The sequence below is a fragment of the Yersinia antarctica genome (assembly GCF_056636475.1).
Window position 1 is genome coordinate 4,420,534 of record NZ_JBSJQF010000001.1, and the last position, 26,273, is coordinate 4,446,806.

Here is a 26,273-nt window from a genome sequence, read left to right on the forward strand (position 1 = left end):
CTCGAAGGTTGCTGTTACCGCTATATTAGCTCACTCTTAACCCATCCCTTTTTTGAATTATCCACACTATTTATACCCAACGTTATTGGCGTTGCAGAAAAATATATCGGGAGAGTGATACATGCGAGCACTTGTACTTGAGCAAATTGAAGGCCGTACTGTCGCCGAAGTGCGTGAAATATCGCCCTCGCAATTGCCAGCCGGTAATGTCACGGTTGATGTCAATTGGTCCAGCCTGAATTATAAAGACGCGCTAGCCATCACCGGTAAAGGGAAGATTATCCGCGAATTCCCTATGGTTCCAGGCATTGATTTTGCTGGCACTGTTCACAGCAGTGAAGACCCACGTTTTCATATCGGTCAGTCAGTGTTACTGACCGGCTGGGGGGTGGGCGAAAATCATTGGGGCGGTTTAGCCGAGCAAGCGCGTGTTAATGGCGACTGGCTGGTCCCCATGCCTGAAGGATTGGAACCCCGAAAAGCCATGATTATCGGTACCGCAGGGTTCACCGCCATGTTGTGCGTCATGGCTTTGGAAGACGGTGGTGTCACCCCTGAAAGTGGCGAAGTGGTGGTCACCGGGGCCAGTGGTGGCGTAGGTAGCACTGCAATTGCCTTACTGTCGGCGCTCGGTTACCAGATTGCGGCGATCTCGGGTCGTGACAGCAACAGTGACTACCTGAAAAGTCTCGGTGCGCATCGGGTGCTCTCCCGCAATGATTATCTTGATGCGTCGCGCCCACTGGAAAAACAGTTGTGGGCTGGTGCAATCGATACTGTCGGCGACAAATTGCTGGCCAAAGTGCTGGCACAGATGAATTACAACAGCACCGTTGCCGCCTGTGGCTTGGCGGGTGGCTATACTCTGCCCACCACCGTGATGCCATTTATTCTGCGCAACGTGCGCTTGCAGGGCGTGGATTCGGTGATGACACCTCAACCGCGCCGCCAGCAAGCCTGGCAGCGGCTGCTGAAAATCTTACCTGACAGCTTCTATCAGCAGGCATCACAGTCCATCACGCTGGCAGATGCGCCAACTATCGCCGCACGCCTGCTGGCGAATGAAGTCACTGGCCGGACGTTGGTTAAAGTTCGCTAATTATTGATTTTACAAAAGTCACCGGGTGGATATTGCTACCACCCGGCCCTATCACTCCGCTCTCAGAAATTTCATATTTTTCCCAGCAGCCTCGCACTTGTGTCCATAAGCCGCCATGATTAATACCATAATGGTCAGTATGACTCCCCTGCCCGATGGAGTAGGTCTATGCACAACTTGTTCTCTCATTCAAAAAATAGTCTCCGTGGTAGCAGTACCAAACCACGCAAGCTGACCGAAGCTGACGTCACGCCGGAAAGTATTTTCTATCAGCGCCGCAAGGTGTTGCAGGCGTTGGGGATCACGGCGGCGTCACTGGCCTTGCCCACCGCGGCACAGGCCGACTTGTTGGCATGGTTTAAAGGCAATGATCGCCCTAAAGCGCCCTCAGGTAAGCCACTGGAGTTTACCAAATCAACGGTGTACCACCCGGATCTGGCGATGACGCCGGAAGAGAAAGTGACTGGTTACAATAACTTCTACGAATTTGGTCTGGATAAAGCTGATCCCGCCGCCAATGCTGGCACGCTAAAAACTGAGGGTTGGCAGATACGTATCGACGGTGATGTGGCTAAACCAATGACACTGGATATCGATGACCTGATAAAACGCTTCCCGCTGGAAGAACGCATTTATCGTATGCGCTGCGTCGAGGCCTGGTCCATGGTGGTGCCATGGATTGGTTTTGAGTTAGGGAAACTGCTCAAGCTGGTTGAACCGACCAGTAATGCCCGCTATGTCGCATTTCAAACGCTGTATGCACCGGATCAGATGCCGGGACAGGAAGACCGTTTTATTGGTGGCGGGCTAAAATATCCGTATGTCGAAGGCTTACGACTGGATGAAGCTATGCATCCACTCGCCTTTATGACTCTGGGGGTGTATGGCAAAGCCCTGCCACCGCAAAATGGTGCCCCGCTGCGGCTTATCACACCGTGGAAATATGGTTTTAAAGGGATAAAATCTATCGTTCATATTCGCCTGACCCATGATCAGCCGCCCACCACTTGGAACCTCAGTGCGCCTAACGAATATGGTTTTTATGCCAATGTGAATCCCCATGTCGATCATCCGCGTTGGTCGCAAGCTACTGAGCGTTTTATCGGCGCCGGCGGTATCCTTGATGTGCAGCGCCAACCTACTCTGCTGTTCAACGGTTATGCGGACCAAGTTGCATCCCTCTACCGTGGCTTGGATCTGCGGGAGAATTTCTGATGCGCCTGAGTCTACGGCAGATTAAAGGGTTAAAAGTGGCTATCTGGCTGGCAGCAGTGCTGCCTTTGCTGTGGCTTATTTTATCGGTTAATCAGGGTTGGCTCAGTGCCGACCCCGCCAAAGATATTCAGCATTTTACCGGCCGCATGACACTGAAACTATTGCTAGCTACTTTAGTGGTCACGCCGCTGGCGCGTTATGGTAAACAGCCCCTGTTGATCCGCTGCCGCCGGTTATTAGGCTTATGGTGTTTTGCCTGGGGAACCCTGCATTTAGTCAGCTACTCCTTGCTGGAACTGGGCCTGAGTAATATTGGCCTGCTGGGGCGCGAGCTGGTCACCCGCCCCTATCTGACATTGGGAATTATCAGTTGGTTATTGTTACTGTCACTGGCAGTCACCTCCACCTTATGGGCGCAACGAAAAATGGGACCCAACTGGCAAAAACTGCATAATTTGGTGTATGTTGTCGCCATCCTTGCGCCAATTCATTATCTTTGGTCGGTGAAAACGCTTTCGCCACTGCCGATTATCTACGCCGTGGCGGCGGTTATATTGCTGGCACTACGCTATAAAAAATTTCGGCAATGGTGCCGTTAGTGGCCGGAACTTATCATGATTCTCCCCGTCATAAATAATGCTGAACGCACAGTTCGCACTCTTTTCTATTGAATATCTTCGCTGATAAGACCAGTATTTAGCTGCTAATTGCTACGATATCATTATAATGCCCGACCTTAGTGCCGATCGCAGTGTCAAATTCGTCGTAAAAAGGTGACAAATCGGTGACATCAGGTTATTTTTTACGATGATGGACTAATTGCCGGAGATACCAGCACAATGTCGGATAAGTTGCACATTTTGCTTCTGAATGGCCCTAACCTGAATCTGCTTGGAACGCGTGAACCGGAAAAGTACGGTTACACTACATTGGCTGAGATTGTCAGTCAGTTAGAGGCTCAAGCTCAGGGATTGGATGTGGCGCTGTCTCATTTGCAGTCAAATGCAGAACACGCGCTGATCGATAGAATTCATCAGGCACGGGGTAATACCGATTTTATCCTGATCAACCCAGCAGCGTTTACGCATACCAGCGTGGCACTGCGTGATGCATTGTTAGGTGTACAGATCCCGTTTATCGAGATCCATTTATCTAACGTGCATGCCCGGGAGCCTTTCCGTCATCATTCATATCTCTCTGATATTGCAGTTGGCGTAATCTGTGGACTTGGCGCAGATGGCTACAACTTTGCTTTACAGGCAGCGGTAAATCGCTTGTCAAAATCCAACTAATGCAACACACAAAGAGTACGGAATCACACTCATGGATATTCGTAAGATTAAGAAACTGATCGAACTGGTTGAAGAGTCCGGCATTTCAGAGCTGGAAATCTCAGAAGGCGAAGAGTCAGTACGTATCAGTCGTGCTCCCGCCGCACCAAACTACCCAATGATGCAACAGCCATATGCTTTTGCTGCACCACAGCAACAGCCCGCACTGGCTGCCGCCGTTGCACCAGCACCTGCTGAAGCGGCTGCACCAGCAGCAATCAGTGGCCATATCGTGCGCTCCCCAATGGTCGGTACTTTCTACCGCACCCCGAGCCCGGATGCTAAAGCCTTCATTGAAGTAGGTCAGAAAGTTTCTGCTGGTGACACTCTTTGCATCGTTGAAGCGATGAAAATGATGAACCAAATCGAAGCAGATAAATCCGGTACTGTAAAAGCCATTCTGGTTGAAAACGGTCAGCCGGTTGAATTCGACGAGCCTCTTGTCGTCATCGAGTAACGAGGCGTTCCATGCTTGATAAAATCGTAATCGCTAACCGTGGTGAGATTGCGCTGCGTATCCTGCGAGCTTGTAAAGAGCTGGGGATCAAAACTGTGGCAGTTCACTCTACTGCGGATCGTGATCTTAAACATGTGTTATTGGCTGACGAGACTGTTTGTATTGGTCCCGCGCCTTCTGTTAAAAGCTATCTGAACATCCCGGCAATCATTTCTGCGGCTGAGATCACCGGCGCGGTGGCTATTCACCCCGGCTATGGCTTCCTGTCTGAAAATGCTGATTTTGCCGAACAGGTAGAACGTTCAGGTTTCATCTTTATCGGCCCACGTGCCGAAACTATTCGCCTGATGGGTGATAAAGTTTCAGCAATAAGCGCGATGAAGAAAGCTGGTGTACCTTGCGTACCTGGCTCTGACGGCCCATTGACTGACGACACTACCAAGAATAAAGCCTTTGCCAAACGTATCGGTTACCCGGTCATTATCAAGGCATCAGGTGGTGGTGGTGGTCGTGGCATGCGTGTGGTTCGTCATGATAAAGATCTCGAGCAGTCCATCAACATGACCCGTGCGGAAGCCAAAGCGGCTTTCAATAACGACATGGTTTATATGGAAAAATACCTTGAGAACCCACGCCATATCGAAGTTCAGATTTTGGCTGACGGTCAGGGTAATGCTATCTATCTGGCTGAGCGTGACTGTTCTATGCAGCGCCGCCACCAGAAAGTGGTTGAAGAGGCACCAGCACCGGGCATCACCAGCGAATTGCGCCGTTATATCGGTGAGCGCTGCGCGAAAGCCTGTGTAGAGATCGGCTATCGTGGTGCGGGGACTTTCGAGTTCCTGTATGAAAACGGCGAGTTCTATTTCATTGAAATGAACACCCGTATTCAGGTTGAACATCCGGTTACCGAAATGATCACCGGTGTGGATTTGATCAAAGAACAACTGCGTATCGCTGCGGGCCAACCTCTCTCCATCAAACAAGATGAAGTGAAGGTACACGGCCACGCCGTGGAATGCCGTATCAACGCCGAAGACCCGAATACCTTCCTGCCAAGTCCGGGTAAAATTACCCGTTTCCATGCGCCGGGCGGTTTTGGTGTGCGTTGGGAGTCTCATATTTACGCCGGTTATACTGTGCCACCATATTATGACTCCATGATCGGCAAGCTGATCACTTACGGTGAAAACCGTGACGTGGCGATTGCTCGCATGAAAAATGCGCTGGCGGAACTCATTATCGACGGTATCAAAACCAACGTTGAGTTACAGCTGCGCATCATGAACGACGAAAACTTCCAGCACGGTGGCACCAATATCCACTATCTGGAGAAGAAACTCGGGTTACAAGAAACCTGATATTTCGCCCTCCATGCTGTTAGTCTTTTATATCAAGGCCGGTTAATCACCGGTCTTTTTTCTTTTGAGACTTTATTTCGACTTATCTATCTGAAGTTATTGGTGTTGTAGTCGAGCGGCAATCTAATGAAATCCGATAAGTAAATTCGGGTGGGTGAGAGCGGCTAACAATGCTGTCGCGCCAAGTACAAAGGTATTATTACCCACAGTAATGGGCGTGACAGCCAGGCAGCAAACGAACACATCCCGATGAGCTGACTCACGTCAGTGATTCGGGTGGGTGAGAGCGGCTAACAACGCTGTCGCGCCAAGTACAAAGATATTATTACCCACAGTAATTGGTGTGACAGCCAGGCAGCAAACGAACACATCCCGATGAGCTGACTCACGTCAGTGATTCGGGTGGGTGAGAGCGGCTAACAACGCTGTCGCGCCAAGTACAAAGATATTATTACCCACAGTAATTGGTGTGACAGCCAGGCAGCAAACGAACACATCCCGATGAGCTGACTCACGTCAGTGATTCGGGTGGGTGAGAGCGGCTAACAACGCTGTCGCGCCAAGTACAAAGGGTATGGGGAGAACAATGGAAACAAGATTCATACAAGCCCACAAAGAAGCGCGCTGGGCCTTTGGTTTAACATTGGCTTATCTGGCTTGCTGGATATTGACTGCGTATTTACCCGGTAATATCCCCGGCATGACTGGCCTCCCGGCTTGGTTTGAAGCCGCCTGTATTGCGCTGCCACTGGTGTTTATTGTGTTGTGCGCTCTGATGGTGCGTTTCGTCTTCCGCGATATTCCGTTGGAGGATGAGAATGCAAACTGATGTTGTCCTGCCATTAGTGGGCTATCTGGCAATGGTATTTGGCTTATCAATTTATGCCTATACCCGCCAAAAAACCGGAAGTTTTCTAAACGAATACTTTATCGGCAATCGCTCGATGGGAGGATTCGTACTGGCAATGACCCTGACCGCCACTTATATCAGTGCCAGTTCATTTATTGGCGGGCCGGGTGCTGCCTATAAGTATGGCCTTGGCTGGGTGTTATTGGCGATGATCCAGTTACCTGCGGTCTGGCTGTCGCTGGGTGTTCTGGGCAAGAAGTTTGCCATTCTGGCGCGCCGCTATAACGCTGTAACCCTCAACGATATGCTGTATGCCCGCTATCAGAGCCGATTGCTGGTGTGGCTGGCCAGTATCAGTTTGTTGGTGGCGTTTGTCGGTGCCATGACCGTGCAATTTATTGGTGGTGCACGTTTACTGGAAACTGCGGCAGGCATTCCTTACGATACCGGCTTATTAATATTTGGTATCAGTATCGCGTTATATACCTCTTTTGGTGGTTTCCGCGCCAGTGTATTGAACGATGCCTTGCAAGGGCTGGTAATGTTGATCGGCACTATTTTGCTATTGGTTGCAGTGATCCATGCCGCAGGCGGGTTGCATAAAGCCGTCGATACACTACAACATATTGATCCAGCGCTAGTTTCACCGCAAGGTGGTGACAAGATCCTTGATTTGCCGTTTATGGCCTCGTTCTGGATCCTAGTGTGCTTTGGCGTGATTGGCCTGCCACATACTGCCGTGCGCTGTATTTCGTATCGTGATAGCAAAGCGGTACATCGTGGCATTATCATCGGCACCATTGTGGTCGCCATCCTGATGTTCGGCATGCATTTGGCTGGCGCATTGGGCCGGGCTATCCTGCCGGACCTGAAGATCCCCGATCAGGTGATCCCGACACTGATGATCACCGTGTTGCCGCCCTTTGCTGCCGGGATCTTTCTGGCGGCACCCATGGCGGCGATTATGTCGACCATCAATGCCCAGTTGCTGCAATCTTCTGCAACCATCGTGAAAGATTTATATCTCAATCTGTGGCCAGAAGAGTTGAAGAATGAACGCAAGTTGGCGCGTATTTCCAGCTTATCGACGCTTATTCTGGGACTGTTACTGTTACTTGCTGCCTGGCGGCCGCCAGAAATGATTATCTGGCTGAATCTGTTGGCCTTTGGTGGTCTGGAAGCGGTATTCCTCTGGCCATTGGTGCTGGGGCTGTACTGGGAGCGCGCCAATGCTCACGGAGCCCTTAGCTCTATGATTGTCGGTGCGGTATGCTATACGGTATTGGCCAGTTTCAATATTAAGATAGCCGGCCTACACCCGATAGTGCCGTCACTGGTGCTTAATCTGCTGGCGTTTTATATCGGTAATCAGTTTGGCGACAGGGCTAGAGCGCGGCAGCCCGTGGTAGTTAGCGCTGATTAGAAACGATTAATTTATATCAGCTCAATTATATACCCAATAGATTTCAAGATGCAGGAAGGCGGCAAGCGAGGGCATCCCGATGAGCTTACACAGTCAAGTGATTCGGGTGGCGTGAGCACAGCCAACACCCCTGCGACTTGAAAGATGAAGGGGATTGAGCTTTTGAGAGAAAAGTCATGCCTTGGATTCAACTAAAATTAAACACCACCGGCAATCAGGCCGAATCCCTTGGGGACGCATTGATTGAAAGTGGCGCGGTGTCAGTTACGTTTCAGGATACCCACGATAATCCGGTGTTTGAGCCGCTACCAGGCGAAACTCGACTGTGGGGCGATACTGATGTGATTGGCCTGTATGATGCTGAAACGGAGATGGCCGCAGTGATCGCCATGCTGGAATACAACCCGCAACTCGGTAAAGGCTTTATCCATAAGATTGAGCAGTTGGAAGATAAGGATTGGGAACGTGAATGGATGGATAATTTCCATCCGATGCGTTTCGGTGAGCGCCTGTGGATCTGCCCGAGCTGGCGTGATGTGCCGGACCCAACCGCGGTCAACGTGATGCTGGACCCCGGTTTGGCATTTGGTACCGGTACCCATCCAACCACCGCATTGTGTCTGCAATGGCTCGATGGCCTCAGCCTGGACGGTAAAACTGTTATCGACTTCGGTTGTGGCTCTGGCATCCTGGCAATTGCAGCGCTAAAACTCGGTGCAACGCGCGCTATTGGCATCGATATCGATCCGCAGGCCATTCAGGCCAGTCGTGATAACGCACAGCGTAACGGCGTTTCAGAGCGTCTGGAGCTGTATCTCGCCAAAGACCAGCCAGCAGACTTATCTGCTGATGTGGTGGTCGCCAATATTCTGGCAGGCCCCTTGCGCGAACTGGCGCCACTGATTAGTGTACTACCGGTAACCGGCGGTCATTTGGGTCTGTCTGGGGTACTGGCGACCCAGGCTGTGGGCGTCGCACAGGCTTACGAGGATAAGTTCACCCTCGACCCAGTGGCAGAGAAAGAAGAGTGGTGCCGTATTACCGGTATCAAGCAGTAAACGCGCAAAAACCGACTCCCCTGCCAGGGCTGTTAAACCTTAGCAGGGGCCATCACATCCCTTGCTGAGTTAGCATTTCTGGCAATCCACCACACTCTCTTTTTAATCAAAATGGGAGGTCTGACTCATTTCCATCTGTGCTTTATCATTGATTTGATGAATAAATCAGCACTTTCGACCAGACAGATGTAGCATAACTAGTCGATAATTGTGATGTTTAGGAGAAAATCCTGAAGCGCACAAATTAATCAATTTCAGTTAAAACCATGTTATATATGAATAAATAATTAATTAGCACAGCTTGGCGGGTATTTTATCGCTCTTTTTTCATCAATTGGTCAAAGTTTGGCCTTTCATCTGGGCGCAAAAATGCGTAATATACGCGCCCTTACGGACACAGTGTGGTCATTCTTTGTCTATGCGTATTGGACACTTCCAGCTTACAAATTGCCTGATTGCCGCCCCGATGGCTGGTATAACAGACCGCCCCTTCAGAGCGCTATGTCATGGCATGGGGGCTGGGATGACGGTATCTGAAATGCTCTCCTCGAATCCCGAGGTCTGGCGGACGGATAAGTCACGTTTGCGTATGGTTCATAGCGATGAGCCTGGGATTCGTACCGTGCAAATTGCCGGTAACGACCCGGATGAGATGGCAGCAGCAGCCAGAATCAATGTGGCTAATGGTGCACAAATCATCGATATCAATATGGGATGTCCGGCCAAGAAAGTGAATCGCAAGCTGGCAGGTTCTGCATTATTGCAACATCCTGATTTGGTTAAACAAATCCTCTCCGCGGTGGTTAATGCGGTAGATGCGCCAGTAACGCTGAAGATCAGGACGGGTTGGTCGACCGAACACCGTAATTGTATAGAAATTGCCCAACTGGCCGAAAATTGTGGTATACAAGCCCTGACGATTCATGGCCGAACCCGTTCTTGCCTGTTTAATGGTGAGGCGGAATACGACAGCATTCGGGCAGTTAAGCAGATTGTTTCCATTCCCGTTATCGCGAATGGCGACATCACTGACCCGCATAAAGCCAGAGCGGTGCTCGACTACACTGGGGCTGATGCTCTGATGATAGGACGTGCCGCTCAGGGAAGACCTTGGATCTTCCGGGAAATCCAGCATTATCTGGACACTGGGGAGCTGCTGCCACCGATGCCACTTGGCGAAGTGCAGCGCTTGTTAAACGGGCATATACGGGAATTGCACGACTTTTATGGTCCAGGCAAGGGATTTCGTATTGCACGTAAGCACGTCTCTTGGTATCTCCAGGAGCACGCCCCTAACGACCAGTTTCGGCGCACATTCAACGCCATTGAGGATGCCAGCGAACAGCTGGAGGCGTTGGAGGCATATTTCGAAAATCTTGCGTAAACAGAAAAAAGAGCTGACAGAACTATGTTCGAACAACGCGTAAATTCTGACGTACTGACCGTTGCAACCGTAAATTCACAAGATCAGGTGACTCAAAAGCCTTTGCGTGACTCGGTTAAACAAGCACTGAAGAACTATTTTGCTCAACTGAATGGTCAGGATGTGAGTGACCTGTATGAGTTGGTACTGGCTGAAGTTGAACAGCCATTGTTGGACATGGTGATGCAATACACCCGTGGCAACCAAACCCGCGCTGCCCTGATGATGGGCATCAACCGTGGCACGCTACGTAAGAAATTGAAAAAATACGGCATGAACTGATACTAGTCAGTTAAGTTGTTGTTTAAAAAGGCGTACTCCACACGGAGCGCGCCTTTTTTATTACGCAATCTCTACCCGATTGCGCCCTTGCTGTTTCGCTCGATATAGGGCTTCATCCGCCAGTTTGAGCGAATCTTCCAGCATACCCTCGCCATTCCAGTACGCCACGCCTAGCGAAATCGTAATAGGATGAATGTCCGATATCACCATCCTTTCTACATTTTGACGCAGCCGGTTGGCGACCTGTGTGGCCACATCCAACGTAGTACCCGGCAGCAACATCAGGAACTCCTCCCCTCCGCTACGACACAAGATATCCGTGTCACGGGAGCTATCGCGGATTTGGACTGCCAATTGCTTAATAACCTCATCACCAACGTCGTGGCCGTAAGCGTCATTAATCGACTTAAAGTGGTCAATATCCAGTGCAATAACCGAAAAATGCTGCCCAAGCTGTGAGATAGGCTCGAGGGTGATGGCCAATCCACGCCGGTTAAACAGGCCAGTCATGGGATCAGTTTGTGCCTCAAACTTCAATTTACCGATTTTCTTTTGCAACAAACTGATGCCAATCAATAGCGCCCGTTTGAGTTGGGTCGATTCGAAATACCAGGAAGGAATTTCCTTGATGCTGCTGGCAATATCGGGCTTATCCATATGGTTGGCACTGCCGGCGAGCAACCACAGCGGGCGGGCAATTAACCGGGATAACAGCCAAACACCCAGCAAAGTGAGTAGCGCCAATGGCGTGATATGACCAAGCCCTTTTAGCATTAAACCTTCCAGTGGCTTCAACGTTGACGCTTCGGGCCGCAAGGTAATGATTTCCCAACCGGAGGGTTCGACAATGGCATAGCCCGCTAGCATTGATTCGCCGCTAGTACTGGTAACCATCAAGCTGCCGTTAGTGGAGGTTTTTATCGCTTCCGTGATGGGTTTAGGTTCAAGTATTTCCCCGATACGGCTGGTATCTTGGTGATAAAGGATGCGCCGATCGCTGTCGAGCACCACGATATAGGAGCCATCACGATAATAATGCTCACCCAATAGCTCATTTAAAATACTTTGCTTGCGCAGGTAAATAGTACCGCCGATATAACCGCGATAACGTCCATCCGGCGTAAAGATGGGGGTCGAGATATTGATAACCAGATTATTTGCTGCCGATACATAAGGCTTACTAATTACCGGGCGACGTAGTTTTAACGCCTCCACTGACCCTGGTGATGTCAATACGTGACCTAATAACTGGAGATTGTCCGGGGATGTTGCGCGGATAACACCATGCGCATCCGTTATTACCACCGAGTTAAAACTATCGGTTTGGTATTTTAGCCGTGCGGTTTCCGCTTGCAGCGCCTCATGATCATCAAAATTCTTGGCGACAATCATACTGCTGTAATGCAGTTGCTTTTGCGCGCTTCTCAGGAAAATATCCGTACTGGATGCCAGTTTAGTCGCATAGACACGATTGGCTTCGAGTGTGTTATCAATCAGTAGCTGCCGCTGTACCCGATAACTGGCATAGAAACTGTTCGCTAGCGTCACAAAAGCGCTCATTACAGCTAGAATAAGGATTAGTCGACCTAAGTCGAGGCGGAAAATTTTGGCGGCAAGAATAGAGCGTAGCAAGACAGCCTTCCTGAGTCGATAAATGACTATGTTTAGCATGACGGTAACATGAAAATAAGGCGAGAATCCGCCTATATGTACACTGCTATCATATTTATCTCCTCAGATTAAGAGTTCTCACGCTATAGTCATTGTTAACAATTATCTATACTCAAAGTAATTGCCGTTACAGTAAGGTAACAAGCGAATCTCGTTGAGCTGACCAAGGTTCAGAGTGAAAACAGCTAACACTGCTGCAACGTCAAGTAGGAAGGGTATTGCTGACGAAGTCTGATTTGTACCGATAATAGGGGTTTGATTATGAATAAGCTGGTCATTGCCGTAGCACTTACAGCGACAGTATTAAGTGGATGTGCCAACAACAGAACTGCGTCTGGTGATACTTTCACCGCCTCTCAGGCACGACAAGTACAGACCGTAACCTACGGCACCGTTATCTCTGCACGGCCAGTCACCATTCAGGGCGGCAGTGAAAATAATGTGGCCGGTGCCATTGGCGGTGCTGTAGTCGGGGGCTTCTTGGGTAACACTATAGGTGGTGGCCGTGGTAATAGCCTGGCAACGGCAGGTGGTGCGGTAGCCGGTGGTATGGCAGGTCAAGGCGTGCAAAGCGCCATGAACCGTAGTGAAGGTGTACAACTGGAAATTCGCCGAGATGATGGCAGCAGTATCGTCGTCGTACAGGCACAAGGGCCAACGCGTTTCAGTGCAGGTCAACGCGTCATGATTGCCAGTGACCGTAGCGGCACAGTAACAGTTTCTCCCCGCTAAATTAACCAGCCGGGGGGATCCCCCTCCGGCTATGAGCGCATTAACACAAAATATTACCCCACAATTTAGCAACAACTTTTATCGGTGTAATAGGCTGTTTAGTAACATAAAAGGCATTACGTCGCACCCCATTCCAGATGAAAAAACCATTGATACTGATTATGATAGTCAAATATTGTGTTGCCACGAGGAATGTGTTGTGGTTAAATAGCCTCATCGGTTTGGAACACAGACCTTATGAAAGCAGTTTTAGTAAAGCAGTCCTCAGTTCAAGCGTTATCCATAGATATCCCTTCTCCGTGAGTCTCCTCCTAAGTGCCCAAATAAGTAATCCGCTGAAAAACAGACCACGTTCGCCGCACTATTGTGGCAAAAAATAATTGAAGGAAGTATCCCTATGTCTAATAAAATGACTGGTTTAGTAAAATGGTTTGACGCTGGTAAAGGTTTTGGTTTCATCACCCCTGCTGATGGTAGCAAAGATGTGTTCGTACACTTCTCTGCCATCCAGAGCAATGATTTCAAAACGTTAGATGAAGGTCAAAAAGTTGAGTTCTCTATTGAGAACGGCGCTAAAGGCCCATCAGCGGTAAACGTAGTCGCTCTGTAATACAGCGTGATTAGGGGAGCAGGTTGCCGATAGCGATGACGGCCAGACCCGAGCAGTGTAACCCGCTCTCCAAATAAAGTAATAAGCAGTACCCGGTTGACAGTAACATTTATGCAAGCAGTTTTAGTAAAGCAGTTCTCCGTATTAGCGTTATCAGACAGATACCTCTTCTTCGCGAAATTCCTTCTAAGTGCCCCATAAGTTGTACCCAAGCCTATCCGTTCGCCTATGGCGGCAATCAAAAATAATTGAAGGAAGTATCTCTATGTCTAATAAAATGACTGGTTTAGTAAAATGGTTTAACGCTGATAAAGGTTTTGGTTTTATCTCTCCTGCTGATGGTAGCAAAGATGTGTTCGTTCACTTCTCTGCCATCCAGAGTAATGATTTTAAAACCTTAGATGAAGGCCAAAACGTGGAGTTCTCTATTGAGAACGGCGCTAAAGGCCCAGCAGCGGTAAATGTTATTGCGCTGTAACAGCCAATAATAGATACCAAAACTATTGGAATAACGTACGATAGATGAAGGTGATAGCTCTGAGCAGTTACGTTATTTTGAATAAAAAGAACCCGCCTTGGTGCGGGTTTTTTTGTTGCCAAAAATAGAGCTACACTCAGAATAATATTCAATTGTCAGTAGGCAAAAAGTAATAAATCCAATAAGCAACGTTTATGCATTAATCTTTACCAATAGATTTAATCTGTCCGACGTTCCTCTACTCAGATTTACCCTGGCTTTACCTTCTCGTCTATTAATGCAAAATTACGTTGTTTTAACAGATAAAATCCCGCATAGGATAATTAATAAAGTAGAGTAACCGCTAAATTCCGTCTGAATTGTTCTCGCCAGAATAATATATATCTCCCGCTACGCATCCCCATCCCGAACAATATAAGAATGACTTTGATCAAAATGACTACGTTATTTTATCTATACAGTTATTTCATATAACCATCACCTTAATCATCTCATTATTACCGCTTTTTTCACTGGCGATGATTAACACTGCACATAAAATAGCATCAGGGTAAATAATCATGTCGATATTCAAAACACGTATAGGAAGGATGTTACTTATCCTATTTATTGGGATAGGTATCTGGTTTAGCCCCGTCCCGGAATCGGTAGACCCGCGCGCCTGGCACCTCATGGCGGTTTTTGCAGCGACGGTTATCGGCCTGATCTTGTCGCCATATCCGTTAGGCGCAATGGCGATATTCAGCCTGACAGTCGTTGCGGCTACAGGCTTGCTGAGTATCAAAGAAGTGTTAGCCGGTTTTGCTGACCCGACAATCTGGATGATCGCTTGCGCCTTCTTTATCTCACGCGGCTTTATTAAAACAGGTTTTGGCCGCCGGGTCGGTTATCTGTTTATCAGTAAGTTGGGCCACAGCTCGCTAGGTCTGGCTTATGGTTTGGTGCTGACCGATTTGCTATTCGCACCGGCGATGCCGTCTACCTCCGCCCGATGTGGTGGCATCATTACGCCGCTGTTTCGCTCAATTTCTGAAGCCTATGAATCGACACCAGAACGCGGTACCGAACACAAAATCGGGGCATTTCTGGTGCAATGTATCTTCCAGTGTAATGCCATTACCTGTGCGATGTTCCTGACCTCAATGGCCGGCAACCCAATGATTGGCAAACTGGCCGGTGAAATGGGGATTACCATTACCTGGACCAGTTGGGCATTGGCCGCCATCGTCCCTGGTTTAATCTCTTTGGCAGTAATCCCGTTGTTGCTGTATCGCTTCTACCCGCCAGAAATAAAGAAAACCCCGGAAATGCGTGCCTTGGCAATGGTGAAATTGAAAGAAATGGGGCCAATGAGCCGCAACGAATGGATTGTATTATCGGTCTTCGTCGGGCTGGTGACGCTGTGGGTATGTGGCGCAGCACTGAATATTGATGCCACCATGACCGCCTTTATTGGACTGGCAATTCTATTACTGAGTGGCGCGCTGACCTGGGATGATGTGATTGCCGAGAAAGAAGCCTGGCATACGGTGATTTGGTTTGCGGTACTGCTAACACTCGCCAGCCAACTGAATAAGCTGGGTTTTATTACCTGGTTTGGCTCATCAATTGCCGGTTCAGTGCAGGGGATGAACTGGGTGCCAATGATGGGAATCCTGCTGCTGGCGTACTATTACAGCCACTATATGATGGCCAGTGCCATCGCCCATATCAGTGCCATGTATGCCATTTTTGTCTCCATTGCTATTGCAGCAGGTGCTCCGCCAATGCTGACAGTATTGGTATTTGGTATGTTCAGTAACCTGTATATGGCAACTACCCACTACTCTGGCGGCCCGGCCCCTATCCTGTTTGGTTGTAACTTTATCCCACTGGCGACCTGGTGGAAGATTGGTTTCCTGATCAGTCTGGTGGTTATCCCTATCTGGCTGATTATCGGTAGCGCCTGGTGGAAAGTGCTGGGTTTCTGGTAATACATTGAAATATTGAGAATAAAAAACACCGCGCGATGACACTGGCGCAGTGTTTTTTATCGGTTAATTACTGCTGTTTACGTAATTCGATACCCACATCTCCACCAGGGTGCACCGCCAGTAGGGCCTGTTTAGTAAAACCTCTGCGTGCCATCAGGCAGGCACAGATAGCATCGAACAGGGCTAATACCAGAACAATAGATGTGGTTGCTAACATATTCAGCGGGTCTATCTCTTGCTTCACATGTGTTTTCAGCACCAAGGCAGATACCTGCGCGATAGCCGACTGCTCGTTTTCCGTTACACTGATAATCTGCACTTGCTTGCGTTGCAGCGTTGGCAGCAACCGGGTCAGCTCATCGGAATTCCCGCCACGAGAGATCAAAATGATGATGTCCTGTGACCCGAGGAAACCCAAATCGCCGTGCGCTGCATCAGTGGCATTCAGGTAAATCGCCGGTTGCTCTACGCAAGCCAGCATATGAGCAACCTTTCGTGCGGCAATACCTGATGTGCCCACCCCAGTTACCGCGATTTTGCCACGGCACCCAGCCAACATCTCCAGCACCTGCAACCACACCTGCGGATCGACATTATCCTTTAACGCCGCCAACTCGCGGCTATAAGTCATCCATGCGTCACTGGCTATTTGCCATTCATCACTCTGGCTCATCCTTCCTCCTGCATCAGTTCCTGATAACGCATATGGTCGTGATACATCTGGTGGAACACGCGGTATTTACGGTCGTAATAGGCTTTGATTTTGTTAGTTTGCGGTGTGACCGTTTTACCAATGCGGCTCATGGCAGCCATCGCCTCCGGCAGCGACTCAAACACACCTGCTGCGACCGTGCCCATCATGGCGCTGCCGAGCAACATGGCTTCACTCTCTTCCGGCAGTAGCATGGCACAACCCGTCGCATTAGCGTGTTCTTGTACAAAGATCGGGTTTTTAGTTCCGCCGCCGCTGGCCATCATAGTGTCAATGCAATAGCCGTTCTTATTCATGGTTTCGATGATATGCCGCGTTCCCAGCGCCAGCGCCTGAATGGTCGCCAAATAGCGTAACGCCATATCTTCAAAGGTGGTAGACAGCTTCAAGCCGGTAATAATGCCCGTCAGATTCGGATTCGCGCGCGGTGAACGATTACCGTGGAAGTACGGCAAAATGTGAATATCTTTGGTGAGGAAGGCGATATTCTCCGGTTCACCGGCAAGCTGGCGCAGAATATGATTTAGCGCCTCGTAAATAGTCTCACCTTTGCTTTTGGCCTGTGCCAACAGCTCTGGGTAACACGGATGTGTTTGAATAATATGGTCAATTAATGCTCCCGTCGCCGACTGTCCGCCCTCATTTAGCCAGTACTCCGGTAGAATAGCCGAATAATAGGGTCCCCAGATGCCGCCAATAAAATGCGCGGAACGTGACATCGCCATATGTGCCGTTGAGGTACCACCAATCAGCGCAATGCGCCGATCAAAATTGGCATTTTCGCCAGTCACACCACTGGCACCGAGGATGCCAATAGTGCCAGCATGGGCATCAATAATAGAAACACTGACCGCAGTACCAGGGATCAATCCCATTTCTGATGCCGCCCGTTGGCTAAGTCCACGGCCCAACGGCTCGCCCATCGGTTTAACGCTAGCACCGATTTTCGCCGCATTGTTGTCCAGCAAATCAGCCAGCCCGACCAATTTAAAATAGGACGGATCCCAGCGATCCTCATGGCCCAGATAAGTCCATTTACACACCGTAGAACAAAGCGAACGGGTTTCGTCTTTGGTCGCTCGCCAGGTGAGAAAATCCGGTAAATCAAACAGATGACCGACATTGCTCCACGTGGTTGGCATATGCTGTTTCAACCACAGCAGTTTTGGAGTTTGCATTTCAGGTGAAATCACGCCGCCAACAAACTCCAATACCGGATGTTTGGTGGCATTAATTCTTTCAGCCTGGGTAATGGCACGATGATCCATCCAGACAATTACATTCTGTTCGCTGCGCCCCGACGGGCTAACGGTCAACGGGTTGCCTTCTTTATCCAGCACCACCAGCGAACAGGTGGCATCGAACCCCAGCCCTTTCACTTGGATCGGGTTGATATCAGCCTGATTCACCGCATCTCGTACCGCATTACACACCGCCTGCCAGATATTATCGGAAGACTGCTCAACAAAATCCGCCTTGGGCTTAAACATGGTAATTTCACGGCTGGCCTGCCCGACCATGCGGCCCTGCAAATCGAATACTCCGGCCCTTGCGCTGCCGGTCCCTACATCTACGCCGATAAAGTAACTTGCCATTGTTGTATCCCTCAATTCTTAAGCCTTACGATTCTGTAATGCGATAAAGAGGATCAGCACCCCACCCCATAACGCCATGGTCAGGTAGCTACTCACCCCCAGCAAATTCAGGCCACTTTCCAATAGTTGCAGTACCACCAGCGCCAGGATCAAGCCGATGATGCGACCAAAGCCGCCATCCGGGTTAATGCCACCCAATACCGATGCCAGAATGGTGACTAATAGATAGGATTCGCCGTAACCGGCTTTGGCCGAGTTAAATTTCGCCATCATCAGGATAGCCGCCCCCCATCCTAATATGGCTGACAGGATATAGACCGCGACCTGTACCCGATGGGTATTCACGCCACTAAAACGGGTGGCCTGCTCATTGGAGCCGACCAGATAGATGCTACGCCCCAAGGTCGTGTGTTCCAAAAGCACCCACAGCCCAGTGGAGACCAGTAAAAACAAGATCATCGCGACTGGAATACCGGCGATATCACCACTGCCAATGTATTGAATCACCGGTGGGAAATCAGAGATCACGTCACCGTTGGACAATAAAATATTCAGGCCGGTAATCAATGTCATGGTGCCCAACGTCGCCAGAATTGGCGACACCCCGACCACTGAAATCAGTAAGCCATTCAACGCACCAATCACCACCGCCACCAGCAAGCCAGCAACTAATGCCAGTAACAGGAACAGCGGCTGATCAGGGTGGCTGACAATGATGGCAGCCATGACTAATGAGCAAGCGTTCGCTCCGGCAATAATGGATAAGTTAATACCGCCGGTCAGCATGGTCAGCCCCATCCCCAGCGCCAGCATGCCTAAAATCGGCAACTGCGAGGAAATAGACTGGAAGTTACCCAAGCTGAAGAAGCGTTGTCCCAAGGTCAATGAGAAGGCCAACATCACTGCCACCAGAATCAATAATTGCAGGCGGATAATGCGGTCGTTAGGAATAATTCGGTTTAGCCAGGTCATATCAGTGCTCCCTCAGCAATTTGCGTTTTTCATTCCATGCGGTGGTACTGATACTCACCAAAATGATTGCGCCGCTGAAAACCGTATGCCAGTAAGAGGAGACACTCAGCAGCGTCAGACCGTTTTGCAAAAATGCCAGCAACATCACGCCGAGCACGGTGCCACTGAGGGATCCACGGCCCCCCGTCATACTGGTGCCACCCAAGACCACGGCGGCCAGCACGGTCAGCTCAAACCCCATCAATGAGTTAGGTGCCACTGACTGGGAAATCTGCGCCTGTACCACCGCCGCCACCCCTGCCAGCATGCCCATGTAGCCATAGACGTAGAGATGCAAACGCAGAATATTAATGCCCAGGCGGGAAGCCGCATCCTTATTGCTGCCCATGGCAAAGATCTGCCGCCCAAGACGGGTGTAGTTCATCAATACACCGGTGAAAATGATGGTCGCCGCCAGGCAGAACAGCGGTAGTGTCAAGCCATAGTCATAGCCGTCACTGCCGGTAAACGAGAACCAGTTAATCCCGGTCATAAACCAGTCAGGGAAACCGTACAACCAGGTACCGTTGGTGAAATAAACCAGCAGGCCATAGAACAGATTCAGTGTGGCAATGGTGATAATTATCGCTGGGACTTTCAACCAATACACCAGCAACCCATTGATCAGCCCCAGCACTAAACCAACTGACATGGCCAGAACAAACGCTAGCGCGAAGCTGCCGCCATGGGTAATCACCCACGACGCCATGACATATTGCGCAATAGCCGTTACCGCCGGAAAGGAGATATCAATACCACCGGCAATCAGCACCACAAACAGGCCACAGGCCAGAATACCCAAAATGGCATAACTGGTGGCGACATCGGTCAGATTCCCTAAGGTCAGGAACTCCGGGCTTTTTACACTCAGTCCGATGACTAACAGTAATACCAATAGCCCAAGATAAAACTCATGTCGCCCCGTCAGTTGCCGCAGTTTTAGCTTATCCATTGACCACCTCGGCTACCTGTTGTTCGGTGCACTGATGCGGGTAAAACTCGGCCACCAGTTCACCTTTGCGCATCACTAATATCCGGTGACTGTTGTAGTAAGCCTCCGGGATCTCGTCACAAATCATCAATACCGCCATCCCCTGCTCTGCCAAGGCTTTGGCAATATGGTAAATCCCTTCTTTGTTGGCGATATCTACGCCGACGGTCGGAGAATCGAGGATCAAAATACGCGGTTGCGTCGCTACCCATTTAGCAATAGCGATGCGCTGTGCATTACCGCCCGATAACGTTTTGACCGGCAGGGCAGTATCGGACACTTTGATGTTCAGATCTTGCACCAGTTTTTTCACCAGCGCTGCGGCTTTGGCATGATCCAACAACCCACTGCGGGTATGTAATTTGTCAAAAACGGACACGATGGTGTTGTCATAGATCGATTGCTCCATGATCAATCCCTGTGTCAGGCGATCTTCAGAGACATAACCGATCCCGTGGCGGATCGCATCACGGTTGTTACGGAAATGCACTTGTTCACCGGCGACCCACACCTCGCCACTATCGGGTTGGGTCATGCCAAACAGGCTCAGACACAGTTCAGTACGCCCCGCCCCCAGTAACCCGGTGATCGACACAATTTCGCCCTGATGTAGGGTCAAATCGATGTTACGAAACTGCTCGCCACGACTCAGTTTTTTGATTTCCAGCAACGGCGTGGCTTCTGCCGCCAGTGGCGGTAACTGGCTGTAGGTAAAGCGCTGGCCGGTCATTAGGAACGCCAGCTCATGGCTGTCCAGTTCGCTGGCCGGCCAGGTACCAATTAGTTGGCCATCGCGCATGACACTGATTCTGTCGGCCACTTCCATCACTTCATCCAGCCGGTGGCTAACAAACACCACGCAGATACCTTGCGATTTGAGATCACGTACCACGTCCAGCAAGCCTTTCACTTCCTGACTGGTTAGCGAGGCAGTCGGTTCATCCATAATCACCAAGCGGGCATCGGCAGCGATAGCGCGGCAAATCGCCACTAACTGGCGGTCAGCAATAGAGAGTTGTTCAACTTTTTTATCAGGATCAAGGGTGACACCCACTCGCTGCATGGCGGCTAACGCACGCTCACGCATACTTTTACGCTTCACCCAAAAATCACCGCCTGGCAGATAACGGTGGACGGCAATATTTTCCGAAACGGTGAGATTAGGAAATAGCGACAAGTCTTGATATATCACCTGCACGCCATAGAAGAATGAGAGTTGCGGCGTAAACTGATGGAACAGCTTGCCGTCTATCAGGATACTTGCGCCTTTCTCTGGCTGATAAACTCCTGAAATCACTTTGATAATGGTGCTCTTGCCGCAGCCGTTCTGGCCTGCCAGACAGTGCACTTCTCCTTTATTCAGTGTGAGATTCACCTGATCCAGCGCCAGCACGCCGGGGAATCGCTTACTGATATTTTCAAGAGTGATAAATGCGTTGGCCTGAGTCATGACAATACCTTCCCTAACGCCATAAGCATGGCGCTATTTTTACAGCAATTCGGTGATGATGGTGAGGGCAACGGGGATGCTCTCCCGCTGCCTGATTTACTGCCAAACACGGCTCGTTAGCCGGTAATTCCCTGGTGTGGCGTCTGAAAATCAGAAACCTAATGTTTTCGCATTATCTTTAGTGACTTCAAGGATCTTGTTGAAACGGATCACGCCTTTCTCGCTATCCACATCGGCTTTACCCAAGCCTTCGATGGTCAAGTCTGGCGTGATTTTTTGGCCTTTCAGTAATTGATCTGCAATCTGCACCACAGCAAAACCGGCGTCTTTTGGATCCCACAACAGGGCTTTTTTGATATCACCACGCATCAGGTATGGCGCTGCCTGTGCAGGCATAGCGATGCCCACTACCGCGATTTGATCTTTCGCGCGTTTCTTAGCCACTGCTTGACCGGCACCAATTGGCCCCAGTGAACCAAAACCAATGATCCCTTTCATTTTCGGATAGGTTTTCATCAGATCCAGAGTAGTGGAGTAAGACTTATCAATGTTCTCAGCCACTGGCAGGCGTGGAGTGACTTCGAACATATCGGGGTATTTTTCTTTCTGGTATTTGATAGCATAATCCGCCCAAGCGTTATGCAATGGCACAGTCAGGGAACCCACATAAATCGCATAACCCCCGTTGCCCCCCATGGCTTTCGCCAGTTCGTCCATGTTGGCCTGAGCATATTTTTCACTATCGATGGTCTCAACATCCCACTGCCCGATACGTTGATCAGGAGATTCGTGAGTTAACACCACAATGCCTTTCTCTTGCGCTTTTTTCAGTACTGGTTCCAGCACTTTGGCATCGTTCGGCACCACAATGATGGCATCTACATTTTTGGCAATAAGGTCTTCAATGACTTTAACTTGTTGCGCCGGGTCTGGCGTGGCAGGCCCAACCTGATAAGCATTAACATCCAGTTTTTTTGCTGCTTCATTTACGCCAACTTCCATACGGGTAAACCAAGGAATACCGGTAACCTTCGCGACAACAGCAATTTCATATTTTTTCTCTGCCATCGTTTGCGTAGTGAACAGCATGCATGCGGAAACGACACATGCATTCAGTAATGCGAGATTAAGTTTCATAGCAATACCTTCTTGTTTTCTTTCAGATAACGGGTTGGTTGCGAGGTGAGAAGCCCGTAGTGTGACACCGTGACTGTTTTATTTTCATGTGACTGCTTTTCACACACATGAGATTAACAAAGGAACACAATAGGCTGCGCGACGAGTCAGAGTGAATTGTGATGAAAGCCCAAAAAAGTAAAATTTAATGATTTATTATGTTAATAATTGGTTAATTAAATATAAGAAAGAATAAATGTGATCAAATACAAAGATAATAAACACAAATAAACATCAAATTAATAACATTAAAAACACAAATTGAATTTATAACTCCCTCTGTGGCACGTCAATAACCCAAAAATAGAACAACGGTAACAATAATTAATCGAAATTGAGATGAGTCTCCCATTTTCCAGCCAGTTGACTTATTTTTCCTCGATTCTAAGGCACCATTTTCTGCGATATGCCGAACAGTAACGCAGTTTATATCGCGATAATTCCGCCAGCACATCTAGCGTTGATCTTTTTCTTTCATTTATCGCGAATATGGTATAATCCTCTGAAAGCCCCCATCGCTTATAGATAGCCTGCCTTCATGACCATCCCCTACGCGACCCCGCTTTTAATGTAAAAATTATGTCAATTGTCGTATTCACCAAAACGATAGTTGACCACCGGTGTCTGAAGAAATGTATCGCTATCGAGTTACATCCATATGCGTTACAAACCCGCACTTAACGCATAACGATAGAGTTCATATGATAAAGCCGCAGAAATTCCATATCTCACTGCTCCACCCGGGCTACTGGCTGACCTGGTTTGGCCTGGGGGTATTATTTCTGTTAGTCCAACTCCCCTACCCGCTGTTAAACAAGTTAGGAATTTGGTTGGGGCGTACCTCAATGCGCTTCCTGAAACGGCGGGTATCTATCGCCCGGCGCAATCTGGAACTTTGTTTCCCTGATATGGATAAGCAGACTCTTGAACGGACTATCGTCGGTAATTTTGAATCCTTAGGCATGGGGTTGCTGGAAACTGGCATGGCCTGGTTTTGGCCCGATGCGCGCATTAAGCGCTGGTTTACCGTGACGGGTCTGGATAACCTGAAAAAAGCGCAGCAAGGACAGCGCGGCGTACTGGTGATTGGCGTCCATTTTATGTCGCTGGAACTTGGCGGCCGCGTAATGGGGCAATGTCAGCCAATGATGGCGATGTACCGCCCGCATAACAATAAAGTGATGGAATTGGTGCAGACCTGGGGCCGTATGCGCTCGAATAAGGCCATGCTGGACCGTAAAGATCTTCGTGGCATGGTGCAGGCATTGAAAAAAGGTGAGGCTGTGTGGTTTGCACCGGATCAGGATTACGGCCCACGTGGCAGTGTGTTTGCACCACTGTTCGCCGTCAATCAGGCCGCGACCACCAGTGGCACTTTTATGTTGGCCCGGCTAGCCAAACCGGCACTGTTGCCATTGGTTTTACTGCGTAAAACAGATGGTAGCGGCTATGACTTGCTGATCCAGCCAGCATTAGAAGACTATCCGCTTGATGATGAGATAGCGGCCGCCAGCTATATGAACAAAGTTATCGAAAAAGAGATCATGCGCGCACCTGAGCAATATCTGTGGCTACACCGCCGCTTTAAAACCCGCCCAGCCGGTGCGCCATCGCTGTATTAAGCATCAACAAGATCTGTCATAAAAACCCGGCCTATGTCGGGTTTTTTATTAGCTAAAATCCACTCAATATCGCGGAGCTATAACTGCGCTTCAGCTTCATCGGGATCATCTATCGCATCGTCTGGTGTGATAAGCGCACGCCCTGGCAACGTTTTGCATGCAGGCCCACCGGTAGGAGGGGCTGTAGTGGGATAACTCTCCTGCGGCGAGACATAAACTGGCGTGGTTGCCACGAAGCCATCATTGAATGTGGCCTCGATAAAGGTCGCCTGCCAACCGGTAGCTGGCGTGCTAAGTGCAACTTCAAGGGTATTACCCGGGGCCACAGCCAACGGAAATGCGCTATATCTTACATCGCACGCATAGCGGAAATCGCGAGCATCGGGGTTAGCTGCGGTCCATAACAGCACCTTTTCTGGCGTCTCTGACAGACTAACCGTGACGGTTTGCACCTTATCTTTCATTACCAGAGTGGTATTCAACTGCGGCATCGGTGTGGCTTGCCGTAAACGGTTAACAAAGGTGATCAACGACTGTTCGCTAAATGCTTTAATACCGGAGTGACTAGAGTTAGGTGCCACCCGCAACGTTTTATCACCGGGTAATTTGTCATAATAAAAATGCGTATTATCAGGCACGTAGAAATCATCACCACTGGCATTAATAATGTATTTCGCAATACTGAGCCGGGGTTGATACTCGCTCGTCAGGTACTGTAGGGGATCCATAATCTGCATCAGTTTGGCGAAGCCGGGGGTACTCAGTTTCTTATCAATCTCTTCCTGATAGTAGGGGGTGAAGGCTATAGGCCAGTTGCCACCATAAGATTGATACATATGTTCCAATGCGGCGCGGGTATCCAGCAGATCAATCACAAAAGGCACAATAGCCTCCACACGTGAATCCGCAATTGCCGTCAGCCAACTAGTCCAGCCACGCTTGGATAAACCAGTGACAATAAAACTGTCTAAGGCTTTTTCCGGCAAGGCTTGTTGCGCCATGGTCATCGCCTGAGAAATCGCCGCCACCATCGGGACATGTAGCGGTAATATTGAACGGGCTTCTGGGGCATCTATAAATAAAGTCCAACTACGTGCAACACTATAATCTTCCTTACGCGGATTCCCATCTTGTTGATATTCAAGGTACTGATTGGGAATGGTGCTAATGGCAATCACCACCGTGTCAGTCGAGCGGGCAATATTTTGCAAGGTCTCGATAGCAAAATCACTAGGACCGGAGGGAGGAATGGTTTCAGTACCATAGTTGGTACCATTATTGATGACCACCAGCGCCTTGGTGGACGTGCTATTTTCGGGAATAAAGATCTCCACTTCATGCTGCCATGCAGCAGGGGAGACCAAGCTCTCCGGCGACCAATTCTGCGAGGTCAGTTGGTAACGGCGCCACTCCAACCCCGGCAGGTTTTCCTGACTGAGCAAGTTATAGATAAGTGGCTCTGCGGCCAGCTTTTCTCTGTAACAAGACAGAACCTGAGTAAAATCGGTATCACTGCATTTTGCAGTTTCAATATTCACCTGTGCCAGACAACTGGCGGTAAACAGCAATGGCAGCCCGCACATCAGGGCGGTTAAATAACGAGGCATAATCCTTATCCTTCTCTCTAATGTGTTTACGTTAAAACACTCCCAAGAGGATTAGATAACGGATCAGAGATTTAAAAAATCCGAATTTCACCTGTCTATGCCGCTTTTTATGTTATTACATTGACGAAATGTATACCTCAGTCTGG

General features: G+C 49.4%; 24 protein-coding genes. 16 read left to right on the forward strand and 8 right to left on the reverse strand.

Going from position 1 to position 26,273, the window contains the following annotated elements; translation table 11 throughout:
* The first annotated feature begins 121 nt into the window (after window positions 1–121).
* The 11 genes from acuI (at window position 122) to fis (ending at window position 10,499) form a co-directional block, all read left to right on the forward strand.
* Window positions 122–1,099, forward strand: a complete 978-nt coding sequence (gene acuI / locus ACWJJO_RS20460) for an acrylyl-CoA reductase (NADPH) (RefSeq protein ID WP_372569711.1) — start codon at window positions 122–124, stop codon at window positions 1,097–1,099.
* Between the two features lie 168 nt (window positions 1,100–1,267).
* The gene (gene msrP, locus ACWJJO_RS20465) at window positions 1,268–2,314 is read left to right on the forward strand and encodes a protein-methionine-sulfoxide reductase catalytic subunit MsrP (protein WP_083162192.1); all 1,047 of its coding nucleotides are present in this window, start codon (window positions 1,268–1,270) and stop codon (window positions 2,312–2,314) included.
* On the forward strand, window positions 2,314–2,913 hold the full coding sequence (gene msrQ, locus ACWJJO_RS20470) for a protein-methionine-sulfoxide reductase heme-binding subunit MsrQ (RefSeq protein WP_442847488.1): 600 nt from the start codon (window positions 2,314–2,316) through the stop codon (window positions 2,911–2,913). The genes msrP and msrQ overlap by 1 nt, the downstream gene beginning before the upstream one ends.
* Window positions 2,914–3,153: 240 nt before the next feature.
* Window positions 3,154–3,606 (forward strand): type II 3-dehydroquinate dehydratase, encoded by a 453-nt coding sequence (aroQ, locus tag ACWJJO_RS20475; protein WP_083162188.1) that lies wholly within the window; start codon window positions 3,154–3,156, stop codon window positions 3,604–3,606.
* Window positions 3,607–3,637: 31 nt separating this feature from the next.
* Window positions 3,638–4,102 carry an acetyl-CoA carboxylase biotin carboxyl carrier protein gene (gene accB, locus ACWJJO_RS20480; protein ID WP_004701474.1) on the forward strand — a complete coding sequence of 155 codons (465 nt, stop codon included), beginning with the start codon at window positions 3,638–3,640 and terminating at the stop codon, window positions 4,100–4,102.
* An 11-nt stretch (window positions 4,103–4,113) separates the two neighbouring features.
* Window positions 4,114–5,463: an acetyl-CoA carboxylase biotin carboxylase subunit gene (accC, locus tag ACWJJO_RS20485; RefSeq protein WP_083162186.1), complete on the forward strand. Its 1,350-nt coding sequence runs from the start codon at window positions 4,114–4,116 to the stop codon at window positions 5,461–5,463.
* A 586-nt stretch (window positions 5,464–6,049) separates the two neighbouring features.
* On the forward strand, window positions 6,050–6,292 hold the full coding sequence (locus tag ACWJJO_RS20490; protein WP_481091468.1) for a YhdT family protein: 243 nt from the start codon (window positions 6,050–6,052) through the stop codon (window positions 6,290–6,292).
* Window positions 6,282–7,736: a sodium/pantothenate symporter gene (panF, locus tag ACWJJO_RS20495; protein ID WP_372560387.1), complete on the forward strand. Its 1,455-nt coding sequence runs from the start codon at window positions 6,282–6,284 to the stop codon at window positions 7,734–7,736. Before ACWJJO_RS20490 ends, panF begins: the two co-directional genes overlap by 11 nt.
* A gap of 176 nt (window positions 7,737–7,912) precedes the next feature.
* Window positions 7,913–8,794 (forward strand): 50S ribosomal protein L11 methyltransferase, encoded by an 882-nt coding sequence (gene prmA, locus ACWJJO_RS20500; RefSeq protein WP_083162179.1) that lies wholly within the window; start codon window positions 7,913–7,915, stop codon window positions 8,792–8,794.
* A gap of 418 nt (window positions 8,795–9,212) precedes the next feature.
* Window positions 9,213–10,178: a tRNA dihydrouridine synthase DusB gene (gene dusB, locus ACWJJO_RS20505; RefSeq protein ID WP_083162177.1), complete on the forward strand. Its 966-nt coding sequence runs from the start codon at window positions 9,213–9,215 to the stop codon at window positions 10,176–10,178.
* A gap of 24 nt (window positions 10,179–10,202) precedes the next feature.
* Window positions 10,203–10,499: a DNA-binding transcriptional regulator Fis gene (gene fis, locus ACWJJO_RS20510; RefSeq protein WP_002210061.1), complete on the forward strand. Its 297-nt coding sequence runs from the start codon at window positions 10,203–10,205 to the stop codon at window positions 10,497–10,499.
* A gap of 60 nt (window positions 10,500–10,559) precedes the next feature.
* Here fis and ACWJJO_RS20515 read toward each other — a convergent pair whose 3' ends face one another.
* Window positions 10,560–12,119, reverse strand: a complete 1,560-nt coding sequence (locus tag ACWJJO_RS20515; RefSeq protein ID WP_083164029.1) for a sensor domain-containing diguanylate cyclase — start codon at window positions 12,117–12,119, stop codon at window positions 10,560–10,562.
* A 312-nt stretch (window positions 12,120–12,431) separates the two neighbouring features.
* Here ACWJJO_RS20515 and ACWJJO_RS20520 point away from each other — a divergent pair, with 312 nt between their 5' ends.
* The 4 genes from ACWJJO_RS20520 to ACWJJO_RS20535 all read left to right on the forward strand — a co-directional run bounded on the left by ACWJJO_RS20520 (window position 12,432) and on the right by ACWJJO_RS20535 (window position 15,963).
* A complete protein-coding gene (locus ACWJJO_RS20520; protein WP_083162175.1) occupies window positions 12,432–12,902 on the forward strand; it encodes an outer membrane lipoprotein in 471 nt (156 codons plus the stop codon).
* 397 nt (window positions 12,903–13,299) lie between these two features.
* On the forward strand, window positions 13,300–13,512 hold the full coding sequence (gene cspE / locus ACWJJO_RS20525; protein ID WP_005163090.1) for a transcription antiterminator/RNA stability regulator CspE: 213 nt from the start codon (window positions 13,300–13,302) through the stop codon (window positions 13,510–13,512).
* A 265-nt stretch (window positions 13,513–13,777) separates the two neighbouring features.
* Complete coding sequence (gene cspE, locus ACWJJO_RS20530; protein ID WP_083162167.1) at window positions 13,778–13,990, forward strand: transcription antiterminator/RNA stability regulator CspE; 213 nt, start codon at window positions 13,778–13,780, stop codon at window positions 13,988–13,990.
* Window positions 13,991–14,550: 560 nt separating this feature from the next.
* On the forward strand, window positions 14,551–15,963 hold the full coding sequence (locus ACWJJO_RS20535; protein WP_481091469.1) for an anion permease: 1,413 nt from the start codon (window positions 14,551–14,553) through the stop codon (window positions 15,961–15,963).
* Between the two features lie 67 nt (window positions 15,964–16,030).
* Here the strand turns inward: ACWJJO_RS20535 and ACWJJO_RS20540 are convergent, their stop codons facing one another.
* From ACWJJO_RS20540 to ACWJJO_RS20565, 6 genes are all read right to left on the reverse strand, one after another.
* The gene (locus ACWJJO_RS20540; protein ID WP_083162165.1) at window positions 16,031–16,636 is read right to left on the reverse strand and encodes a KpsF/GutQ family sugar-phosphate isomerase; all 606 of its coding nucleotides are present in this window, start codon (window positions 16,634–16,636) and stop codon (window positions 16,031–16,033) included.
* Complete coding sequence (locus ACWJJO_RS20545; RefSeq protein ID WP_083162163.1) at window positions 16,633–18,270, reverse strand: FGGY-family carbohydrate kinase; 1,638 nt, start codon at window positions 18,268–18,270, stop codon at window positions 16,633–16,635. The genes ACWJJO_RS20540 and ACWJJO_RS20545 overlap by 4 nt, the downstream gene beginning before the upstream one ends.
* Before the next feature lie 18 nt (window positions 18,271–18,288).
* A complete protein-coding gene (locus ACWJJO_RS20550) occupies window positions 18,289–19,242 on the reverse strand; it encodes an ABC transporter permease (RefSeq protein WP_083162161.1) in 954 nt (317 codons plus the stop codon).
* A 1-nt stretch (window position 19,243) separates the two neighbouring features.
* Window positions 19,244–20,233, reverse strand: coding sequence for an ABC transporter permease (locus tag ACWJJO_RS20555; protein ID WP_032907665.1), 990 nt, complete (start codon window positions 20,231–20,233; stop codon window positions 19,244–19,246).
* Complete coding sequence (locus tag ACWJJO_RS20560; protein ID WP_050073816.1) at window positions 20,226–21,722, reverse strand: sugar ABC transporter ATP-binding protein; 1,497 nt, start codon at window positions 21,720–21,722, stop codon at window positions 20,226–20,228. The genes ACWJJO_RS20555 and ACWJJO_RS20560 overlap by 8 nt, the downstream gene beginning before the upstream one ends.
* Window positions 21,723–21,872: 150 nt before the next feature.
* A complete protein-coding gene (locus tag ACWJJO_RS20565; protein WP_481091470.1) occupies window positions 21,873–22,859 on the reverse strand; it encodes a substrate-binding domain-containing protein in 987 nt (328 codons plus the stop codon).
* 740 nt (window positions 22,860–23,599) lie between these two features.
* On the opposite strand from ACWJJO_RS20565, the gene lpxP reads away from it, so the two are divergent.
* Window positions 23,600–24,520: a kdo(2)-lipid IV(A) palmitoleoyltransferase gene (lpxP, locus tag ACWJJO_RS20570; RefSeq protein ID WP_481091471.1), complete on the forward strand. Its 921-nt coding sequence runs from the start codon at window positions 23,600–23,602 to the stop codon at window positions 24,518–24,520.
* 77 nt (window positions 24,521–24,597) lie between these two features.
* Here the strand turns inward: lpxP and ACWJJO_RS20575 are convergent, their stop codons facing one another.
* The gene (locus tag ACWJJO_RS20575; protein ID WP_442850585.1) at window positions 24,598–26,127 is read right to left on the reverse strand and encodes a PhoPQ-activated pathogenicity-related family protein; all 1,530 of its coding nucleotides are present in this window, start codon (window positions 26,125–26,127) and stop codon (window positions 24,598–24,600) included.
* Window positions 26,128–26,273: the final 146 nt, after the last annotated feature.

Bases quoted from the DNA above. Each gene is read 5' to 3' on its own strand.
- acuI (WP_372569711.1), top strand. From the start codon at position 122: ATGCGAGCACTTGTACTTGAGCAAATTGAAGGCCGTACTGTCGCCGAA.
- msrP (WP_083162192.1), top strand. From the start codon at position 1,268: ATGCACAACTTGTTCTCTCATTCAAAAAATAGTCTCCGTGGTAGCAGT.
- msrQ (WP_442847488.1), top strand. From the start codon at position 2,314: ATGCGCCTGAGTCTACGGCAGATTAAAGGGTTAAAAGTGGCTATCTGG.
- aroQ (WP_083162188.1), top strand. From the start codon at position 3,154: ATGTCGGATAAGTTGCACATTTTGCTTCTGAATGGCCCTAACCTGAAT.
- accB (WP_004701474.1), top strand. From the start codon at position 3,638: ATGGATATTCGTAAGATTAAGAAACTGATCGAACTGGTTGAAGAGTCC.
- accC (WP_083162186.1), top strand. From the start codon at position 4,114: ATGCTTGATAAAATCGTAATCGCTAACCGTGGTGAGATTGCGCTGCGT.
- ACWJJO_RS20490 (WP_481091468.1), top strand. From the start codon at position 6,050: ATGGAAACAAGATTCATACAAGCCCACAAAGAAGCGCGCTGGGCCTTT.
- panF (WP_372560387.1), top strand. From the start codon at position 6,282: ATGCAAACTGATGTTGTCCTGCCATTAGTGGGCTATCTGGCAATGGTA.
- prmA (WP_083162179.1), top strand. From the start codon at position 7,913: ATGCCTTGGATTCAACTAAAATTAAACACCACCGGCAATCAGGCCGAA.
- dusB (WP_083162177.1), top strand. From the start codon at position 9,213: ATGCGTATTGGACACTTCCAGCTTACAAATTGCCTGATTGCCGCCCCG.
- fis (WP_002210061.1), top strand. From the start codon at position 10,203: ATGTTCGAACAACGCGTAAATTCTGACGTACTGACCGTTGCAACCGTA.
- ACWJJO_RS20520 (WP_083162175.1), top strand. From the start codon at position 12,432: ATGAATAAGCTGGTCATTGCCGTAGCACTTACAGCGACAGTATTAAGT.
- cspE (WP_005163090.1), top strand. From the start codon at position 13,300: ATGTCTAATAAAATGACTGGTTTAGTAAAATGGTTTGACGCTGGTAAA.
- cspE (WP_083162167.1), top strand. From the start codon at position 13,778: ATGTCTAATAAAATGACTGGTTTAGTAAAATGGTTTAACGCTGATAAA.
- ACWJJO_RS20535 (WP_481091469.1), top strand. From the start codon at position 14,551: ATGTCGATATTCAAAACACGTATAGGAAGGATGTTACTTATCCTATTT.
- ACWJJO_RS20540 (WP_083162165.1), bottom strand. From the start codon at position 16,636: ATGAGCCAGAGTGATGAATGGCAAATAGCCAGTGACGCATGGATGACT.
- ACWJJO_RS20545 (WP_083162163.1), bottom strand. From the start codon at position 18,270: ATGGCAAGTTACTTTATCGGCGTAGATGTAGGGACCGGCAGCGCAAGG.
- ACWJJO_RS20550 (WP_083162161.1), bottom strand. From the start codon at position 19,242: ATGACCTGGCTAAACCGAATTATTCCTAACGACCGCATTATCCGCCTG.
- ACWJJO_RS20555 (WP_032907665.1), bottom strand. From the start codon at position 20,233: ATGGATAAGCTAAAACTGCGGCAACTGACGGGGCGACATGAGTTTTAT.
- ACWJJO_RS20560 (WP_050073816.1), bottom strand. From the start codon at position 21,722: ATGACTCAGGCCAACGCATTTATCACTCTTGAAAATATCAGTAAGCGA.
- ACWJJO_RS20565 (WP_481091470.1), bottom strand. From the start codon at position 22,859: ATGAAACTTAATCTCGCATTACTGAATGCATGTGTCGTTTCCGCATGC.
- lpxP (WP_481091471.1), top strand. From the start codon at position 23,600: ATGATAAAGCCGCAGAAATTCCATATCTCACTGCTCCACCCGGGCTAC.
- ACWJJO_RS20575 (WP_442850585.1), bottom strand. From the start codon at position 26,127: ATGCCTCGTTATTTAACCGCCCTGATGTGCGGGCTGCCATTGCTGTTT.